This window comes from Klebsiella oxytoca NBRC 105695 (assembly GCF_001598695.1).
Taxonomy (GTDB): domain Bacteria; phylum Pseudomonadota; class Gammaproteobacteria; order Enterobacterales; family Enterobacteriaceae; genus Klebsiella; species Klebsiella oxytoca.
Map to the genome: position 1 here is coordinate 630,441 of NZ_BCZK01000001.1, position 17,484 is coordinate 647,924.

The 17,484-nt window shown below is 52.0% G+C and carries 19 protein-coding genes, 2 pseudogenes and 1 other annotated feature; of the genes and pseudogenes, 16 read left to right on the plus strand and 5 right to left on the minus strand.

What is annotated here, in order from left to right; genetic code table 11:
• Nucleotides 1-73: 73 nt before the first annotated feature.
• Entirely contained in the window at nucleotides 74-493 is a 420-nt protein-coding gene (locus tag KO1_RS02820; RefSeq protein ID WP_004102971.1) for a translesion error-prone DNA polymerase V autoproteolytic subunit, read from the plus strand.
• 1 nt (nucleotide 494) lies between these two features.
• Nucleotides 495-1,760, plus strand: a complete 1,266-nt coding sequence (locus KO1_RS02825; protein ID WP_024274317.1) for a Y-family DNA polymerase — start codon at nucleotides 495-497, stop codon at nucleotides 1,758-1,760.
• Here KO1_RS02825 and KO1_RS28655 read toward each other — a convergent pair.
• The 3 genes and pseudogenes from KO1_RS28655 to KO1_RS28660 form a co-directional block, all read right to left on the minus strand.
• Nucleotides 1,753-1,905 (minus strand): annotated as a pseudogene (locus tag KO1_RS28655) (SOS response-associated peptidase); the annotation flags it as partial. The gene KO1_RS02825 and the pseudogene KO1_RS28655 overlap by 8 nt on opposite strands.
• A 106-nt stretch (nucleotides 1,906-2,011) precedes the next feature.
• Nucleotides 2,012-3,184, minus strand: a complete 1,173-nt coding sequence (locus KO1_RS02830) for a diguanylate phosphodiesterase (RefSeq protein ID WP_004102968.1) — start codon at nucleotides 3,182-3,184, stop codon at nucleotides 2,012-2,014.
• A 259-nt stretch (nucleotides 3,185-3,443) separates the two neighbouring features.
• Nucleotides 3,444-3,710 (minus strand): annotated as a pseudogene (locus KO1_RS28660) (SOS response-associated peptidase family protein); the annotation flags it as partial.
• Nucleotides 3,711-4,169: 459 nt separating this feature from the next.
• On the opposite strand from KO1_RS28660, the gene thrS reads away from it, so the two are divergent.
• From thrS to btuC, 10 genes are all read left to right on the plus strand, one after another.
• Entirely contained in the window at nucleotides 4,170-6,098 is a 1,929-nt protein-coding gene (gene thrS, locus KO1_RS02835; RefSeq protein WP_004102966.1) for a threonine--tRNA ligase, read from the plus strand.
• Nucleotides 6,099-6,101: 3 nt separating this feature from the next.
• Entirely contained in the window at nucleotides 6,102-6,644 is a 543-nt protein-coding gene (gene infC / locus KO1_RS02840) for a translation initiation factor IF-3 (protein WP_052746887.1), read from the plus strand.
• Nucleotides 6,645-6,740: 96 nt separating this feature from the next.
• Nucleotides 6,741-6,938 (plus strand): 50S ribosomal protein L35, encoded by a 198-nt coding sequence (gene rpmI / locus KO1_RS02845; RefSeq protein WP_001124225.1) that lies wholly within the window; start codon nucleotides 6,741-6,743, stop codon nucleotides 6,936-6,938.
• 50 nt (nucleotides 6,939-6,988) lie between these two features.
• Nucleotides 6,989-7,345 carry a 50S ribosomal protein L20 gene (gene rplT, locus KO1_RS02850; protein WP_004102963.1) on the plus strand — a complete coding sequence of 119 codons (357 nt, stop codon included), beginning with the start codon at nucleotides 6,989-6,991 and terminating at the stop codon, nucleotides 7,343-7,345.
• Nucleotides 7,346-7,462: 117 nt separating this feature from the next.
• Nucleotides 7,463-7,588: a sequence feature (Phe leader region), on the plus strand.
• A complete protein-coding gene (gene pheM, locus KO1_RS28415) occupies nucleotides 7,468-7,512 on the plus strand; it encodes a pheST operon leader peptide PheM (RefSeq protein ID WP_001386830.1) in 45 nt (14 codons plus the stop codon). (Overlaps the previous feature by 45 nt.)
• Nucleotides 7,530-7,700, plus strand: a complete 171-nt coding sequence (locus tag KO1_RS28420) for a hypothetical protein (protein ID WP_153675267.1) — start codon at nucleotides 7,530-7,532, stop codon at nucleotides 7,698-7,700.
• A 41-nt stretch (nucleotides 7,701-7,741) precedes the next feature.
• Nucleotides 7,742-8,725, plus strand: coding sequence for a phenylalanine--tRNA ligase subunit alpha (pheS, locus tag KO1_RS02855; RefSeq protein ID WP_004102962.1), 984 nt, complete (start codon nucleotides 7,742-7,744; stop codon nucleotides 8,723-8,725).
• Between the two features lie 15 nt (nucleotides 8,726-8,740).
• Complete coding sequence (gene pheT, locus KO1_RS02860; protein ID WP_004102961.1) at nucleotides 8,741-11,128, plus strand: phenylalanine--tRNA ligase subunit beta; 2,388 nt, start codon at nucleotides 8,741-8,743, stop codon at nucleotides 11,126-11,128.
• 4 nt (nucleotides 11,129-11,132) lie between these two features.
• Nucleotides 11,133-11,432: an integration host factor subunit alpha gene (ihfA, locus tag KO1_RS02865; RefSeq protein ID WP_004102960.1), complete on the plus strand. Its 300-nt coding sequence runs from the start codon at nucleotides 11,133-11,135 to the stop codon at nucleotides 11,430-11,432.
• A 96-nt stretch (nucleotides 11,433-11,528) separates the two neighbouring features.
• A complete protein-coding gene (gene btuC, locus KO1_RS02870) occupies nucleotides 11,529-12,515 on the plus strand; it encodes a vitamin B12 ABC transporter permease BtuC (protein ID WP_029496803.1) in 987 nt (328 codons plus the stop codon).
• Nucleotides 12,516-12,572: 57 nt separating this feature from the next.
• Here the strand turns inward: btuC and KO1_RS02875 are convergent, their stop codons facing one another.
• Nucleotides 12,573-13,373, minus strand: coding sequence for a MetQ/NlpA family ABC transporter substrate-binding protein (locus tag KO1_RS02875; protein ID WP_017145687.1), 801 nt, complete (start codon nucleotides 13,371-13,373; stop codon nucleotides 12,573-12,575).
• A gap of 225 nt (nucleotides 13,374-13,598) precedes the next feature.
• Here KO1_RS02875 and KO1_RS02880 point away from each other — a divergent pair, with 225 nt between their 5' ends.
• The 4 genes from KO1_RS02880 to selO all read left to right on the plus strand — a co-directional run bounded on the left by KO1_RS02880 (nucleotide 13,599) and on the right by selO (nucleotide 17,139).
• The gene (locus KO1_RS02880) at nucleotides 13,599-14,150 is read left to right on the plus strand and encodes a glutathione peroxidase (RefSeq protein ID WP_004102953.1); all 552 of its coding nucleotides are present in this window, start codon (nucleotides 13,599-13,601) and stop codon (nucleotides 14,148-14,150) included.
• Nucleotides 14,150-14,899 (plus strand): vitamin B12 ABC transporter ATP-binding protein BtuD, encoded by a 750-nt coding sequence (gene btuD, locus KO1_RS02885; protein ID WP_004113605.1) that lies wholly within the window; start codon nucleotides 14,150-14,152, stop codon nucleotides 14,897-14,899. Before KO1_RS02880 ends, btuD begins: the two co-directional genes overlap by 1 nt.
• A gap of 81 nt (nucleotides 14,900-14,980) precedes the next feature.
• Nucleotides 14,981-15,445, plus strand: a complete 465-nt coding sequence (locus KO1_RS02890) for an NlpC/P60 family protein (RefSeq protein ID WP_004102948.1) — start codon at nucleotides 14,981-14,983, stop codon at nucleotides 15,443-15,445.
• Between the two features lie 251 nt (nucleotides 15,446-15,696).
• Nucleotides 15,697-17,139 carry a protein adenylyltransferase SelO gene (gene selO, locus KO1_RS02895; protein WP_004113601.1) on the plus strand — a complete coding sequence of 481 codons (1,443 nt, stop codon included), beginning with the start codon at nucleotides 15,697-15,699 and terminating at the stop codon, nucleotides 17,137-17,139.
• 34 nt (nucleotides 17,140-17,173) lie between these two features.
• Here the strand turns inward: selO and hemP are convergent, their stop codons facing one another.
• Nucleotides 17,174-17,353, minus strand: a complete 180-nt coding sequence (hemP, locus tag KO1_RS02900; RefSeq protein ID WP_160886036.1) for a hemin uptake protein HemP — start codon at nucleotides 17,351-17,353, stop codon at nucleotides 17,174-17,176.
• Nucleotides 17,354-17,484: the final 131 nt, after the last annotated feature.

Genomic DNA, 17,484 nt, shown 5'->3' on the forward strand with positions numbered 1-17,484 from the left:
AAAACCTATATTGATATGTCGCTGAGTTGAAATTACTGTATATATAAACAGTATTTATGTGAGCGAGTTTATTATGCAGTTTTACACGCCCGTTGAGTTACGTAAGATCATCCTGATTCCGTTGTTCAGTGACCTTGTGCAATGTGGTTTTCCGAGTCCAGCGCAGGATTATGTTGAGCAACGTATTGACCTGAACGAGTTGTTAGTTAACCACCCCAGCGCGACGTATTTTGTCAAAGCTGCCGGCGATAGCATGAAGGACGCCGGGATCGGGGAGGGAGATTTACTGGTCGTGGATAGCTCACGAACCGCAGTCCATGGCGATATCGTGATTGCCGCTGTGAACGGGGAGTTTACCGTTAAGAAGCTGCAGCTGCATCCGCGGGTTCAGCTTAACCCAATGAATCCTGCATATTCGCCGATAGTCGTAGGAAGCGAGGATACTCTCGACGTGTTCGGGGTCGTTACTTTCATCATCAAATCGGCTGGCTGAGATGTTTGCGCTTTGCGATGTGAACTCATTTTACGCATCGTGCGAAACAGTATTCAGACCAGATCTGAAAGGGCGGCCAGTGGTCGTCCTTTCCAATAATGATGGTTGTGTGATTGCCCGTAGCGCAGAAGCCAAGCCGTTTGTCAAAATGGGTGAGCCGTACTTCAAACAAAAGGATCTGTTTCGCCGGCACGGCATTATCGCGTTTAGTAGCAACTATGAGCTCTATGCCGATATGTCCAATCGTGTGATGACGACACTGGAGGAGCTATCTCCACGATGCGAAATTTACAGCATCGATGAAGCTTTTTGCGACCTGACAGGAGTTCGTAACTGCCGCGACCTAACCGACTTTGGCCGGGAAATTCGTGAGACAGTTCTACGAAGGACGCACCTCACTGTAGGCGTTGGCATAGCCCAGACTAAAACTCTGGCTAAGCTGGCAAATCACGCAGCGAAACAGTGGCAGCGGCAGACCGGAGGTGTGGTTGATTTGTCGAACCTGGAGCGGCAGAGAAAGCTAATGGCGATCTTACCAGTTGATGAGGTATGGGGCGTTGGGCGCCGTATCAGTAAAAAGCTGGAAGCCATGGGGATTAAAACTGTGCTGCAGCTGGCTGATACTGATATCAGGTTTATCCGTAAGCATTTTAATGTGGTACTGGAGCGAACAGTGCGGGAACTGCGCGGCGAGCCATGCCTCGGTCTGGAGGAATTCGCGCCGGTAAAACAGGAAATCGTGTGCAGCCGTTCGTTCGGCGGTCGTATCACGGAATACCATGAGATGAGGCAGGCGATATGCAGCTATGCGTCGCGCGCAGCGGAGAAACTCCGTGGCGAGCATCAGTATTGCCGGTTCATCTCAGCGTTCGTTAAAACCAGTCCCTTCGCACTGAACGAGCCATATTACGGTAATAGTGCATCGGTAAAACTGCTAACGCCAACTCAGGATAGCCGCGATATCATCGAAGCGGCAACGAAATGCCTCGATGCAATCTGGAAAGATGGGCATCGTTATCAGAAAGCAGGGGTAATGCTGGGCGATTTCTACAGTCAGGGCGTTGCACAGCTGAATCTGTTCGATGACAACGCACCGCGGCAGAACAGCGAAAAGTTAATGGAAGTTCTCGACCACCTTAACGCAAAGGACGGAAGGGGGACGCTCTATTTTGCAGGGCAGGGAATGCAGACCGCATGGCAGATGAAGCGAGAAATGCTATCACCCCGCTATACAACGAGATACAGCGACCTGCTGAAGGTCAAGTGACCGGCCCCTGATTCTTCACGTTACCAACCGCGTGGGATACAGGTTGCCATGTGAAATGGTCTGCTGACACTGCAACATCCGCATTTATCTCCTCCGTCTCTTTCCCTCCTATATCCTGCCTCATCCATTCGCGCGCTGCTTACGGCTCGGGGAAACGCGGGTATAGGAGGTCAATATCAATAAGGCGTTTATCGACCTCAAAATCAACGACCGTAAAACGCCTTAAAATTCGTCACCACTTTCTACTATTCCTAAATCTCCGCAGGGTCCGGCCAACTTACAAATGGCAAGCCATTATCTGAGTAGCCTGAAAAAAGGGGCCCCTGGAAGTAAGCGATACCGGCTGACTCCAGCCACATCCATTCTTCAGCTTTCTCGATATCAGTAGCGCATATTCTTATCTCGAGCGTATCACAGCAACTGATTATGCTTTGAACTACAGCTTGTTTCGCACCATCCCTGTGGATATTTCTTATTAGCTCACCATGAATTTTAATTTTTTCAGGCTGGAATTTTGTTAGGAGGAGTAAGCCTGCATGTCCAGACCCAAAGTCATTAATAGCAACGCTTATACCAGCGCTTTTAAGTATTCGCACCGCATATAAAAAGTCATCAATATTGGCGAACAAATCTTTTTCTAAGAATTCGATGATAATTTGTTCAGGAATGAGATCGCTTTGTTCAATATACTTAAGCAGCATACAAGGGGCATCACTAATCTTGATTATAGTCAATGGTAATAGACTTATAGAAACCCTTTGTTCAGAATGAAGGAAACTACCAGCTTCAAGAAGAGCAACACGCTTTGATTCAAGATCATGATGTAACAAGTCCATTCCATACAAACCAGTTGTCTTGGGATTGCTGAACTGGAACGAATGGACCTTTCTCGCGAGAGGATCTACCACTGGATTTATAATGAAGGAACTAGCAATATAAGGACTTTCAGGGATTAAAGGTTCCCTGGTAAACAGCCATTCAGTAGTGGACGGCAATTTATAGTATTTTTCTTGTTGTATGGACTCTATGAATGTCCGAAAAAAACGCAATGCTCTATCATTATAAAGCAGTTGGTGTTGTGTAGTCCCTCTGTTCAGAATTGCCCTCAGGCAGTCTTCATGGCTATGTAAATCAATATCAATTAATTCCATGCCCGCATTACCAAATCGCCTGAAAGGTGCAACGTCATTTAAGAGTTCAACAATATTAAAGTGACGAGTATCACTACAGATTCTACTGTAAATTTCGTTAACTTGGGCCTGAGGTCCTTCCAGTAATTGCAGAAAGTGAATCCCATTAAAAATCAAAATTCCAGTAACATCACTTTTGATATTATGTGCATTTGCGAGCTCAATCATTTCCATGATTGAGGTTCTTGAAATGCTACTATGGGCATGACTACGGTAAATGATAGTTGTAAGCATCTCAGTCCTCGCTATGGTGTCTAAACAGAGATTAGCAGACTTATGATCTAAAATTCGAGGAAATTATCAAAAATCTTTAGCCCGCTACTAATGATAAAATGTCTGTACCTTTCAGAAGGATTGGTATCAATTCATCAGCACAAAATGTTCGTTTTACACGATAAGCAAATAATTTCTTGACATATTAAAATGGTAAAAGAGTAGGGGCTATCGGTTAATTTTACTCAGTTATACCAGTCGTCAGCCTAGCAAACATCGAGCCATGTTGCCATAGAGGTTTGTACACCTGACTTATCGTGGAGATTTCAACGTGGGCGAATATGGGCACCGGCTTTTCGCTCACCCCCGGCACATAGCCGCGTGAACGGCGTTGGCCTTACGTACGCTCAGTAGCAAAACTTTAGTCCCTGGCACCACGTTATCGGGTGATTGGTTCGGGGTCATAGGCGATATCTCGCTCGGCCTCTTCGGCTAAATAAGCCAGGTATTCTTCACGGGTTTGTGATTGAGCAAATCGTCCGCACATAATCTACCTCCAGTCGGTAAGACTAAAAGTATAGACATCGCGCAGGAGGACTGATCGAGGGAGTAAGAATAGAGATTCATCATGAAAGAGAGGTGCGCACCGAAATTTACATGACTATCGGAATGGATGATGCCAGCGGGGTGGGATGTGGTAAACCGATTCGTTTGCGATCTGGAAAGCTGCTCGCAAATACCTTTTCTTTTAATTCTCCATGTTAAATTTCAGACTCTGATTCAATACCCATAGTTTTGTTGCAGCTTTCATGAGAAGTTGATGCCGTGTATCATGGTGACTCGGTATTAGGAGTTTATGGCGGGTACATTTTGGATTTTGTACATCCTGGTGTACACATTAAGCAGAGTGAAGCTCATAAACGTGTGTAAACTACTAATATTAATAAATTAATCAATTTTGCATGTGCTCTTTCGTGTGGGGCACCACTGCAAATAAGGACATGAAATGCCTGTAATTACGCTTCCTGATGGCAGCCAACGCCATTTTGATCATGCTGTGAGCCCGATGGACGTCGCTTTGGATATTGGCCCCGGTCTGGCGAAAGCCACCATTGCGGGTCGTGTCAACGGCGAGCTGGTCGACGCCTGTGACTTAATTGAAAACGACGCGACGCTCTCTATCATCACCGCGAAAGATGAAGATGGTCTTGAGATTATTCGTCACTCCTGTGCGCACCTTTTAGGGCACGCAATTAAACAGCTGTGGCCAAATACCAAAATGGCGATCGGCCCGGTTGTCGACAATGGTTTTTACTATGATGTCGATCTGGACCATACCCTGACCCAGGAAGATATCGACGCGCTCGAAAAGCGTATGCACGAGCTCGCCGAGAAAAACTACGACGTCATTAAGAAGAAAGTCAGCTGGCACGAAGCGCGTGAAACCTTCGTGAAGCGCGGCGAGAGCTATAAAGTCTCCATTCTTGATGAAAACATTGCTCATGATGACAAACCCGGTTTGTATCATCATGAAGAATATGTCGATATGTGCCGTGGACCGCATGTGCCGAATATGCGTTTCTGCCATCACTTCAAACTGATGAAGACCGCTGGCGCCTACTGGCGCGGCGATAGCAACAATAAAATGCTGCAGCGCATCTACGGGACCGCATGGGCAGATAAAAAAGCCTTAAATGCCTATCTGCAGCGTCTGGAAGAAGCCGCTAAGCGCGATCACCGTAAAATCGGCAAGCAGCTCGACCTGTATCATATGCAGGAAGAGGCGCCGGGTATGGTATTCTGGCATAACGATGGCTGGACTATCTTCCGCGAACTGGAAACTTTTGTGCGTTCTAAGCTGAAAGAGTACCAGTATCAGGAAGTTAAAGGTCCGTTTATGATGGACCGTGTGCTGTGGGAAAAAACCGGCCACTGGGACAACTATAAAGATGCGATGTTCACCACGTCTTCTGAGAACCGTGAATACTGCATCAAGCCGATGAACTGCCCGGGTCACGTACAGATCTTCAACCAGGGTCTGAAATCCTACCGCGATCTGCCGTTACGTATGGCTGAATTCGGTAGCTGCCATCGTAACGAACCGTCAGGCGCGCTGCATGGCCTGATGCGCGTACGTGGCTTTACTCAGGACGACGCCCATATCTTCTGTACTGAAGATCAGGTTCGCGATGAAGTGAACGCCTGTATTCGTATGGTCTACGATATGTACAGCACCTTTGGCTTCGAGAAAATCGTCGTCAAACTGTCGACTCGCCCGGAAAAACGCATCGGTAGCGATGAGACCTGGGATCGTGCTGAAGCGGATCTGGCCGTTGCGCTGGAAGAGAACAACATCCCGTTTGAGTATCAGCTGGGTGAAGGCGCGTTCTACGGTCCGAAAATTGAATTTACCCTGTATGACTGCCTCGATCGTGCATGGCAGTGCGGTACTGTACAGCTGGACTTCTCCCTGCCGCAGCGTTTAAGCGCCTCTTATGTGGGTGAAAATAACGAACGACAGGTTCCGGTAATGATTCACCGCGCAATTCTTGGTTCGCTGGAGCGCTTCATCGGCATCCTGACCGAAGAGTTTGCGGGCTTCTTCCCAAGCTGGCTTGCGCCGGTGCAGGTTGTGGTCATGAATATTACTGATTCTCAGGCTGAATACGTTAACGAATTGACGCGTAAACTACAAAATGCGGGCATTCGCGTAAAAGCAGACTTGAGAAATGAGAAGATAGGCTTTAAAATCCGCGAGCACACTTTACGTCGTGTCCCTTACATGTTGGTCTGTGGCGACAAAGAGGTAGAAGCCGGCAAAGTCGCCGTGCGTACCCGTCGTGGCAAAGACTTGGGCAGCCTGGACGTAAATGAAGTTATCGAGAAGCTGCAACAAGAGATTCGCAGCCGCAGTCTAAAACAACTGGAGGAATAAGGTATTAAAGGCGGAAAACGAGTTCAAACGGCACGTCCGAATCGTATTAATGGCGAGATTCGCGCCCTGGAAGTTCGCTTAACTGGTCTGGAAGGCGAAGCTTTGGGTATTGTGAGTCTGAGAGAAGCAATCGAAAAAGCTGAAGAAGCTGGAGTAGATTTAGTTGAAATCAGCCCTAACGCCGAACCGCCAGTTTGTCGTATCATGGACTACGGCAAGTTCCTTTATGAAAAGAGCAAGTCTTCTAAGGAACAGAAGAAAAAGCAAAAAGTTATCCAGGTTAAGGAAATTAAGTTCCGTCCTGGCACCGACGATGGCGATTATCAGGTAAAACTCCGCAGCCTGATTCGCTTTCTGGAAGATGGCGATAAGGCCAAGATCACGCTGCGTTTTCGCGGCCGTGAGATGGCCCACCAACAGATCGGTATGGAAGTGCTTACCCGCGTCCGTGACGATCTGAGTGAACTGGCAGTAGTCGAATCCTTCCCAACGAAGATCGAAGGCCGCCAGATGATCATGGTGCTCGCTCCTAAGAAGAAACAGTAAGGCCTTCAAGTAGCAATGTCTGTGGAGCCTGCGGGTTCCACAGCCGTTGTTCGCCTATGTTTCGTTTATTAACAATGCGAAGTGGAAGTTATTAAAATGCCAAAAATTAAGACCGTACGCGGTGCTGCTAAGCGCTTCAAAAAAACCGGTAAAGGTGGTTTTAAGCACAAGCACGCTAACCTGCGTCACATTCTGACCAAAAAAGCTACCAAGCGTAAACGTCACCTGCGTCCGAAAGCCATGGTTTCCAAAGGCGATCTGGGCCTGGTCATCGCGTGCCTGCCGTACGCATAAGTCGTTAACCCTTTTAACTTTTTAATTAGAATAGATACAGGAGAGCACATATGGCTCGCGTAAAACGTGGTGTAGTTGCCCGTGCACGTCACAAGAAAATTTTGAAACAAGCTAAAGGCTACTACGGTGCGCGTTCTCGCGTATACCGCGTTGCCTTCCAGGCTGTTATCAAAGCTGGTCAGTACGCTTATCGTGACCGTCGTCAGAAAAAGCGTCAGTTCCGTCAACTGTGGATTGCGCGTATCAACGCAGCAGCACGTCAGAACGGTATTTCTTACAGCAAATTCATCAACGGCCTGAAAAAAGCCTCTGTTGAAATCGACCGTAAGATCCTGGCTGACATCGCAGTATTCGACAAATTAGCGTTCACCGCGCTGGTCGAAAAAGCGAAAGCAGCTCTGGCATAAGCCAGTTGAAAGAGGGAGCTTGTCTCCCTCTTTTCGTTTCAAGACTATCAATACATTGACTTTTATTCGCGTAAGCTTTTCAATATCGATCTTACGTTTTTACCAGACAAGGTAATGCAAGCATGAATGCTGCTATTTTCCGCTTCTTTTTTTACTTTAGCACCTGAACTCAGGAGGCTAGCGCGTGAAAGAAGAAACGGAAAACAGCGCCAAAAAGCCTCCCACTGTGGAGGCTTTTTTTGTATCTGAACTGGCTTGTTCTATTTCAAGCCCCAGACGAGTGGCTGGCCCTGGTCATTCTGACAACGGGCGGATTGCCCGCCGTCTGCGGCTCGAAATAGTGAGAGCAAAATAATAACCATAACCGGTGTCTGCACCGACATAATGAGGAAAACCATGTCACATCTCGCAGAGCTGGTTGCCAGTGCGAAGGCAGCCATTAACGAGGCATCAGATGTTGCTGCGCTGGACAACGTCCGCGTGGAATACCTGGGTAAAAAAGGTCTCCTGACCCTTCAGATGACGACCCTGCGTGAGCTGCCTGCTGAAGAGCGTCCGGCAGCCGGTGCGGTTATCAACGAAGCGAAAGAGCAGGTCCAGCAGGCGCTTAACGCGCGCAAGTCAGCGCTCGAAAGCGCAGCGCTCAACGCGCGTCTGGCCTCGGAAACCATTGATGTCTCTCTGCCGGGGCGTCGTATCGAGAACGGTGGCCTGCATCCGGTGACCCGTACCATCGACCGTATTGAAAGTTTCTTCGGTGAGCTCGGTTTTACCGTCGCGACTGGCCCGGAGATCGAAGATGATTATCACAACTTCGATGCGCTGAATATTCCAGGCCACCACCCGGCACGCGCTGACCACGACACTTTCTGGTTTGATGCCACGCGCCTGCTGCGCACGCAAACATCAGGCGTACAGATCCGCACCATGGCTAATCAGCAGCCGCCAATCCGCATTATTGCCCCCGGCCGCGTGTATCGTAACGACTACGATCAGACGCATACCCCGATGTTCCATCAGATGGAAGGTCTGATCGTTGACACTAACATCAGCTTCACCAACCTGAAGGGAACGCTGCACGATTTCCTGCGTAACTTCTTTGAAGAAGACCTGCAGATTCGTTTTCGTCCGTCCTATTTCCCGTTCACTGAGCCGTCTGCAGAAGTTGACGTGATGGGTAAAAACGGTAAATGGCTGGAAGTGCTCGGCTGCGGTATGGTGCATCCAAACGTGCTGCGTAACGTGGGCATCGATCCGGAAATCTATTCCGGCTTTGCCTTCGGCATGGGTATGGAGCGCCTGACCATGCTGCGCTATGGCGTGACCGACTTACGCGCGTTCTTCGAAAACGATCTGCGTTTCCTCAAACAGTTTAAATAAGGGCAGGACAGAACAATGAAATTCAGTGAACTGTGGTTACGCGAGTGGGTTAACCCGGCCATCGATAGCGAAGCGCTGTCGGATCAGATAACGATGGCCGGCCTTGAGGTTGACGGCGTAGAGCCGGTGGCGGGCAGCTTTAACGGCGTTGTCGTTGGCGAAGTGGTTGAGTGCGCTCAGCACCCGAATGCCGATAAACTGCGCGTCACAAAAATTAACGTCGGCGGAGAACGTCTGCTGGACATCGTCTGCGGCGCGCCAAACTGCCGTCAGGGCCTGAAGGTTGCTGTTGCTACCATCGGCGCCGTTCTGCCGGGCGATTTTAAAATTAAAGCGGCAAAGCTGCGCGGCGAACCGTCGGAAGGCATGCTGTGCTCCTTCTCCGAACTGGGAATTTCCGACGATCACAGCGGTATTATCGAACTGCCTGCCGACGCGCCGCTGGGTACCGATATTCGTGAATACCTGAAGCTTGACGATAACACTATCGAAATCAGCGTCACGCCAAACCGTGCCGACTGCCTGGGAATTATCGGCGTGGCCCGCGATGTTGCCGTGCTCAACAAGGCGCCTTTGAATGTCCCGGAAATGGCTCCGGTTGCCGCCACCATCGACGATGTTCTGCCAATCCAGGTTGACGCGCCGGAAGCGTGTCCTCGCTATCTGGGGCGTGTGGTAAAAGGCATCAATGTCAAAGCGCCGACGCCGCTATGGATGAAAGAGAAGCTGCGCCGCTGCGGTATTCGCTCCATCGATGCCGTGGTTGACGTGACCAACTACGTTCTGCTTGAGCTCGGTCAACCGATGCACGCATTCGATAAAGACCGCATTGAAGGCGGAATCATCGTACGTATGGCGCACGAAGGTGAAACGCTGGTTCTGCTTGACGGCTCCGAGGCGAAGCTGGATAGCGATACTCTGGTTATCGCTGACCACCAGAAAGCCCTCGCCATGGGCGGTATTTTCGGCGGCGAGCACTCCGGCGTAAACGATGAAACGCAAAACGTTCTGCTGGAATGCGCGTTCTTTAGTCCGCTATCCATTACCGGCCGCGCCCGCCGCCATGGCCTGCATACCGACGCTTCGCACCGCTACGAGCGCGGCGTGGACTCCGCGTTGCAGTATCAGGCAATGGAGCGTGCTACCCGCCTGCTGATGGATATTTGCGGCGGTGAAGCGGGCCCGATTATTGACGTTACCAATGAAGCGACTCTGCCGAAGCCTGCGACCATCCGTCTGCGCCGCAGCAAACTGGATCGTCTGATTGGCCATCACATTGAAGATACGCAGGTTAGCGACATTCTGCGTCGTCTGGGCTGTGAAGTTACCGAAGGACAGGATGAGTGGCATGCCGTGGCGCCGAGCTGGCGTTTCGACATGGAGATCGAAGAAGACCTGGTCGAAGAGGTTGCCCGCGTCTATGGCTATAACAATATTCCTGATGAACCGGTACAAGCGGGCCTGATTATGGGCACCCACCGCGAAGCGGATCTGTCGCTTAAGCGCGTGAAAACGTTGCTTAATGACAAAGGCTACCAGGAAGTGATTACCTATAGCTTTGTCGATCCGAAAGTACAGCAGTGGATCCACGCCGGCGAGGAAGCGCTGATTCTGCCGAGCCCGATCTCCAGCGAAATGTCGGCGATGCGCCTCTCCTTGTGGACCGGTCTGTTAGCAACGGTGGTCTACAACCAGAATCGTCAGCAGAACCGCGTACGCATCTTTGAGAGCGGTTTACGCTTTGTGCCTGATACCCAGGCTCCGCTGGGTATTCGTCAGGATCTGATGCTGGCTGGCGTTATCTGCGGCAACCGCTATGAAGAACACTGGAACCTGGCAAAAGAGACCGTCGATTTCTATGATGTAAAAGGCGATCTTGAGTCTGTACTCGACCTGACCGGTAAGCTGTCCGACATCGAATTCCGTATCGAAGCTAATAATGCGCTTCATCCGGGCCAGTCGGCAGCGATTTATCTGAAAGGTGAACGTATTGGTTTTATTGGGGTTGTTCATCCCGAGCTGGAACGTAAACTGGATCTGAACGGTCGCACTCTGGTATTTGAACTGGAGTGGAACAAGCTTGCAGACCGCGTGGTGCCTCAGGCGCGTGAAGTTTCTCGCTTCCCGGCGAACCGTCGCGACATCGCCGTCGTTGTGGCAGAAAACGTTCCCGCTGCCGATGTTTTAGCCGAGTGTAAGAAAGTTGGCGTAAATCAGGTAGTTGGCGTAAACTTATTTGACGTGTACCGCGGCAAGGGCGTAGCGGAAGGTTTCAAGAGCCTCGCTATCAGCCTTATCCTCCAGGATACCAGCCGTACACTCGAAGAAGAGGAGATTGCCGCTACCGTCGCCAAATGTGTAGAGGCATTGAAAGAGCGATTCCAGGCATCATTGAGGGATTGAACCTATGGCGCTTACAAAAGCTGAAATGTCAGAATATCTGTTTGATAAGCTTGGGCTTAGCAAGCGGGATGCCAAAGAGCTGGTAGAGTTGTTTTTCGAAGAGGTCCGTCGCGCTCTGGAAAACGGGGAGCAGGTAAAGCTCTCCGGGTTCGGCAACTTCGATTTGCGTGATAAAAACCAACGCCCGGGCCGTAACCCGAAAACGGGAGAGGATATCCCTATTACAGCCCGGCGAGTGGTGACTTTCAGACCTGGCCAGAAGCTAAAAAGCCGCGTCGAAAATGCGTCACCCAGAGACAAATAATCTGAACTAACTAAAAAGGCCGCGATGCGGCCTTTTTTCTTTTCTTCGCCGAATACCGTAAAATCAATCACATCCTTTTCCCCGATGCAGAAATCTATGCTGACCTTTGCTCAAATTCAACGGCGCCGCAGCCGGCGCTGGCTTGCCGTATTAACCTTGCTGCTGCTGGCTACGTCGACCATTAGCCTGTGCGCGGGCGACCAGTGGATTGGCCCCGGCGAATGGTTTAGCGCCAAAGGTGAGCTGTTTATCTGGCAGATACGTCTGCCGCGCACCCTGGCCGTTCTGCTGGTGGGCGCCGCGCTGGCGCTTTCCGGGGCGATTATGCAGGCGCTGTTTGAAAACCCGCTGGCGGAGCCCGGCCTGCTGGGGGTCTCAAACGGCGCTGGAGTCGGCCTGATTGCTGCCGTATTGCTGGGAAAAGGACTGCTTCCTGGTTGGGCGCTGGGGCTGTGTGCAATCGCGGGCGCGCTGGTCATAACCTTTATTTTGCTACGTTTCGCCCGGCGGCATCTGTCTACCAGCCGTCTGCTGCTGGCGGGTGTGGCGCTCGGTATTATTTGTAGCGCGCTGATGACCTGGGCAGTCTATTTCTCTACCTCTTTCGATCTCCGCCAGCTGATGTACTGGATGATGGGCGGATTTGGCGGCGTAGACTGGCAGCAGCTGTGGTTGATGCTGGCGCTGCTGCCGGTACTGGCCTGGGGATGCCTGCAATCGCAGCCGCTTAATTTGCTCGCGCTGGGGGAGGTTTCAGCGCGTCAACTGGGGCTTCCGCTGTGGTTATGGCGAAAGGTACTGGTGGTCGCGACCGGTTGGCTGGTGGGCGTCAGCGTGGCGCTGGCTGGAGCGATTGGCTTTATCGGTCTGGTTATCCCGCATATTCTGCGTTTATGTGGTTTGAGCGATCACCGCGTACTGCTTCCGGCTTGTCTGCTGGCGGGCGCCAGCGCGCTGCTGGGGGCGGATATCGTCGCGCGGCTGGCGCTATCTGCGGCGGAGCTGCCTATTGGCGTAGTGACCGCCACCCTGGGGGCGCCGGTGTTTATCTGGTTATTGCTTAAATCAGGCCGCCCGCATTAACGGGCGGCCATACAGACAGGGGCTGGCTTGTTGCCGCCTCTGTATGCGGCCGATCCATTACCAGCCCTTAATCGCATCGCCTTTATAGACTTCCGCTGCCTTGTCGGCAACGGCTTGCGTCTGGAAGGCCTCTTTCAGTTCCTGAACTTTTTTACTGTCTTTATTATCTTCGCGCGCAACAATGGCGTTGACGTACGGAGAGTCCGGCCCCTCCATAAATAACCCATCGCGAGCGGCGGACAGACCAGCCTGCGCGGAGAAATTGGTATTAATAATCGACAGGGCGACGTTCGGGTCGTCAAGCGTACGGGTCAGCTGCGGCGTGTCGACTTCCACAATCTTCAGCTGTTTAGGATTATCAATAATATCCAGCGTCGTCGGCAGGTAGCCTGTCCCGTCTTTCAGCTTGATCAAGCCCTGCGCCTGTAGCAACAGCAAACTGCGGCCCAGGGTGGTGGTTTCGTTAGAAATGGAGATCGTCGCGCCGTCAGGCAGTTCGCTAATATTTTTGATTTTCTTCGAGTAAGCGGCGATCGGGAAGACGAAGGTTTTACCGACAATCGCAAACTTATAGCCGCGTTCTTTTGATTGCGCTTCAAGGTAAGGCAGCGTCTGGAAGGCGTTAGCAGCAACGTCTTTATTGTTTAACGCTTCGTTCGGCAGGACGTAATCATTAAAAGAGATGACCTCCACGTCGAGGTTGTATTTCTCTTTAGCCACCTGTTCTACGACTTTCCAGATAGCCTCATCCGGCCCGGTATTGATCGCGACTTTAACTTTATTATCTTCATCCGGCGAGCAGGCCGATAACAGCGCGACGGAGGCCGCAATTAACACGGTGCTAAACATCTTTTTCATCAATAAAACTCTCTCAAATTAACAATTAACGAAATGCTATTACATCCATTCACCACTGTACACTGAATTGCTCTGTACCGGTGTTGAGATGAATTCATGTTGCGCAGCCTGTTACATCAAGAGACACTCCAGGGCGATTCCAGGTAGAATGCCCTGGTCTGAATCCGCTACAGTAGATAGAGATCACCTGAAGCAGTCACCGGTTTTATTCACTGAGGGAAGGCTATGCAACACGATATTCTTAATACTGATGTCACCACTATCGATGGTGAGAAAACAACGCTTGCTCCGTGGGCAGGCAAAGTGCTGTTGATCGTTAACGTTGCGTCAAAATGCGGCCTGACGCCGCAGTATGAGCAACTGGAAGCGCTGCAAAAGGATTTAGAAAGCGAAGGTTTCAGCGTGCTGGGCTTTCCCTGCAACCAGTTTTTGGGGCAGGAGCCGGGCAGCGAAGAGGAGATTAAAACGTTCTGCAGTACGACTTACGGCGTGACCTTCCCGATGTTCAGCAAAATTGACGTCAACGGCGAACATCGCGCGCCGTTGTATCAAAAGCTGATTGCGGCGGCGCCTCAGGCCGTTGCTCCAGCAGGCAGCGGTTTCTATGAACGCATGGCCAGTAAAGGCCGCGCGCCGCTGTATGTCGACGACATTCTGTGGAACTTTGAAAAATTCCTGATTGGCCGCGACGGCCAGGTTATCGGTCGTTTCTCTCCGGATATGACGCCGGATGACCCGCAGCTGGTGGCCGCTATTAAAGGAGCATTAGCGAAATAATGCCGTTTTTGATGCAGCTACAGGATGTCGAAGAGCCTGGACGGCTGGCGCCGTTTTCAGCCGATATCAGACCGGGAGAGATTATTCATCTGGTGGGGCCAAACGGGGCGGGGAAAAGCACATTGCTGGCACGTATGGCGGGGCTCTCTACCGGCCCGGGGCAGGTAAGACTGAATGAACGTCTTCTGAATGACTGGCCGGCGCAGGAGCTGGCGCGTCATCGCGCCTACTTAAGCCAGCACCAGATGCCGCCTTTCGCCATGCCGGTCTGGCATTACCTATCGCTGCATCTGCAGAACGAGGCGCAAAACGGACTCCTGACGGCCATTGCGCAGAAGCTGGGCTTAGGCGATAAGCTTGGACGTCAGGTGAATCACATCTCCGGTGGGGAGTGGCAGCGCGTGCGCCTGGCGGCGGTGATACTGCAGATTCATCGTCAGGCTAACGCGTCCGGTCAACTGCTACTGCTGGATGAACCGATGAACAGCCTGGACGTGGCGCAGCAGGCCGCGCTCGATCGACTGCTTAGCGATCTCTGCGCATCAGGCATTGCCATCGTCATGAGCAGCCACGATCTTAATCATACTCTCCGGCACGCCCACAGCTCCTGGCTTATCTGTCAGGGGCAAACTATCGCCTGCGGCAGCACCGCGGAGGTGTTAAGCGAGGAGAATTTAACCGCTGCCTATGCCATGGAGTTTCAGCGGGTTGAGGTGGCGGGTCATCTTATGCTCGTTGCGTCACAGTAGCACGCAGTCAGCTTGCCAGCGAATTGATAAACAAGGTAAATTATTCCGATAACCGGATAGGGAACAGAGGATTCGTCTGAGATGCGTTTCTGGCTCGTTTTGTGCGTTGCGTTATTTCTCGCGGGTTGTAGCAGTCACCGTGCACCGCCGCCAAATCCGCGGCTGGCTGATTCGATTACCGTCGTTGCCAACCTGAATGAGCAGTTAAGGAACTGGCGGGGAGCGCCGTATCGCTACGGCGGAATGTCGCCGCGCGGCGTTGATTGCTCGGGGTTCGTGCTGATGACGTTTCGCGATAAATTTGCGTTACAGCTGCCGCGCGAAACCCGCGAACAGGCGGAAATCGGCACTAAAATCGATAAAAGCGAACTGCTGCCCGGCGATCTGGTCTTCTTTAAAACCGGATCCGGCGAGAGCGGTCTGCACGTCGGTATTTACGACACGGATAACCAGTTTATTCATGCTTCCACCAGCCAGGGCGTCACGCGTTCATCGCTGGATAATGTCTACTGGCATAAAAATTTCTGGCAGGCGCGCAGGATCTAACGTTAGCTAATGAGCAGGGAGCCCCTGTCTCCCTGCTCATCATGGCAAAGCGGCTGAGAGATAGCGCTCCATGCTTGCCGATTCAGCTATCCCCCCCAAATTAGACCAGCCGATCCGCGTCTCTTCCCGGTACGCTACCGGGCAATGGCAGAAGCGTGCTAAATCCCCGTGCGGCTTATTATTGCAATAACCCCGCACTCGCCCCGTGTTAATAATTTGTTGAAGGCACTACACTGAAGGCAGGAGGAAACATGACCCTGTCTTTTACTACCCACTGGCGTGATGAACTGCCGGATTTTTACACTGCATTATCCCCCACGCCGCTGGAGAACGCGCGCCTTGTCTGGCATAACGCGCCGCTGGCGCAAGAGCTGGGCATTCCCGAGTCGTTGTTTAACCTGGACAAGGGCGCTGGCGTATGGGGCGGCGAAGCGCTGCTGCCGGGGATGTCGCCGCTGGCGCAGGTCTACAGCGGCCACCAGTTCGGCTCGTGGGCCGGACAGCTCGGCGACGGGCGCGGTATTCTGCTCGGCGAACAGCAGTTGGCCGATGGCCGCCGCGTTGACTGGCACCTGAAGGGCGCCGGGCTGACACCCTATTCGCGCATGGGAGACGGGCGGGCGGTGCTGCGCTCAACGATCCGCGAAGGCCTGGCCTCGGAAGCGATGCATGCGCTGGGCATTCCCACCACCCGCGCTCTGGCAATGGTCGCCAGCGATACGCCGGTGTACCGCGAAACCGTCGAGCAAGGGGCAATGCTGATGCGCCTGGCGGAAAGCCACGTGCGTTTTGGCCATTTTGAGCACTTTTACTATCGCCGCGAGCCGCAAAAAGTGCAGCTGCTGGCGGATTATGTGATTCGCCACCACTGGCCTCATCTGCAAAATGAAGCGGATAAATACATTGTGTGGTTCAGGGATGTTGTCACCCGAACCGCGGAGATGATTGCCAGCTGGCAAACGGTCGGCTTCGCCCACGGGGTGATGAATACCGATAATATGTCGATCCTCGGACTGACGATGGATTACGGCCCGTACGGCTTCCTTGATGATTTTCAGCCTGGCTTTATCTGCAATCATTCCGACTATCAGGGGCGCTATAGCTTTGATCATCAGCCGGCGGTAGGACTATGGAATCTGCAGCGCCTGGCGCAAGCGCTCTCGCCGTTTATCAGCGCGGAAGCGCTGAACGGCGCGCTGGATGACTACCAGCACGCGCTGCTGACGGCATATGGCCGGCGTATGCGCGACAAGCTGGGATTATTGACCCAGCAAAAAGGGGATAACGAGCTGCTGGACGGCCTGTTTTCTCTGATGGAGCGCGAGGGCAGCGACTATACGCGGACCTTCCGGATGCTAAGCCTTAGCGAGCAGGAGAGCGCCGCCACGCCGCTGCGCGACGAATTTATTGATCGTGAGAGGTTCGATAGCTGGTTTGCCGCTTATCGCGCGCGCCTGCGCGATGAACAGATTGACGATGCGCAAAGGCAGGCGCAAATGCGCAGCGTGAATCCGGCTATCGTGCTGCGCAACTGGCTGGCTCAACGAGCCATTGAGCAGGCAGAGCAGGGGGATATGCGTGAACTGGAACGTCTGCATAGCGCACTTTCTCAGCCCTTTGTCGATCGCACGGATGAGTATAGCCAGCGTCCTCCGGACTGGGGAAAGCGCCTTGAAGTGAGCTGCTCGAGCTAATCACCATTCTCCCTGCCTCTTCCGGCGGGGAGCATTATTTGGTCAGGATCAGCTTGCCCGAATGAGTCTGACGCAGCAGATAGCGCTGACCGCCATGTTCAATCACTACCCGTCCTTCGCTGCCTAATAATGTCCGGCTGCTTATCTCTTTGTCCGTCGGAACGGGATACGGGGCATTGTCTTTTGTTTTTTCTGCTGTGGCAGTGTTATCCATACGCGTCATAGCACTAAAAATAAAAATCAAGGCAACAATGATAATCATTATCAATAATGTTGTTTTTGACGGCAAGCTTTATTTAACGCTTTACCAGATTTAGCAGGTATCCGGCCGGACATTGGCGAGAA

Bases quoted from the DNA above. Each gene is read 5' to 3' on its own strand.
- KO1_RS02820 (WP_004102971.1), top strand. From the start codon at position 74: ATGCAGTTTTACACGCCCGTTGAGTTACGTAAGATCATCCTGATTCCG.
- KO1_RS02825 (WP_024274317.1), top strand. From the start codon at position 495: ATGTTTGCGCTTTGCGATGTGAACTCATTTTACGCATCGTGCGAAACA.
- KO1_RS02830 (WP_004102968.1), bottom strand. From the start codon at position 3,184: ATGCTTACAACTATCATTTACCGTAGTCATGCCCATAGTAGCATTTCA.
- thrS (WP_004102966.1), top strand. From the start codon at position 4,170: ATGCCTGTAATTACGCTTCCTGATGGCAGCCAACGCCATTTTGATCAT.
- rpmI (WP_001124225.1), top strand. From the start codon at position 6,741: ATGCCAAAAATTAAGACCGTACGCGGTGCTGCTAAGCGCTTCAAAAAA.
- rplT (WP_004102963.1), top strand. From the start codon at position 6,989: ATGGCTCGCGTAAAACGTGGTGTAGTTGCCCGTGCACGTCACAAGAAA.
- pheS (WP_004102962.1), top strand. From the start codon at position 7,742: ATGTCACATCTCGCAGAGCTGGTTGCCAGTGCGAAGGCAGCCATTAAC.
- pheT (WP_004102961.1), top strand. From the start codon at position 8,741: ATGAAATTCAGTGAACTGTGGTTACGCGAGTGGGTTAACCCGGCCATC.
- ihfA (WP_004102960.1), top strand. From the start codon at position 11,133: ATGGCGCTTACAAAAGCTGAAATGTCAGAATATCTGTTTGATAAGCTT.
- btuC (WP_029496803.1), top strand. From the start codon at position 11,529: ATGCTGACCTTTGCTCAAATTCAACGGCGCCGCAGCCGGCGCTGGCTT.
- KO1_RS02875 (WP_017145687.1), bottom strand. From the start codon at position 13,373: ATGAAAAAGATGTTTAGCACCGTGTTAATTGCGGCCTCCGTCGCGCTG.
- KO1_RS02880 (WP_004102953.1), top strand. From the start codon at position 13,599: ATGCAACACGATATTCTTAATACTGATGTCACCACTATCGATGGTGAG.
- btuD (WP_004113605.1), top strand. From the start codon at position 14,150: ATGCCGTTTTTGATGCAGCTACAGGATGTCGAAGAGCCTGGACGGCTG.
- KO1_RS02890 (WP_004102948.1), top strand. From the start codon at position 14,981: ATGCGTTTCTGGCTCGTTTTGTGCGTTGCGTTATTTCTCGCGGGTTGT.
- selO (WP_004113601.1), top strand. From the start codon at position 15,697: ATGACCCTGTCTTTTACTACCCACTGGCGTGATGAACTGCCGGATTTT.
- hemP (WP_160886036.1), bottom strand. From the start codon at position 17,353: ATGGATAACACTGCCACAGCAGAAAAAACAAAAGACAATGCCCCGTAT.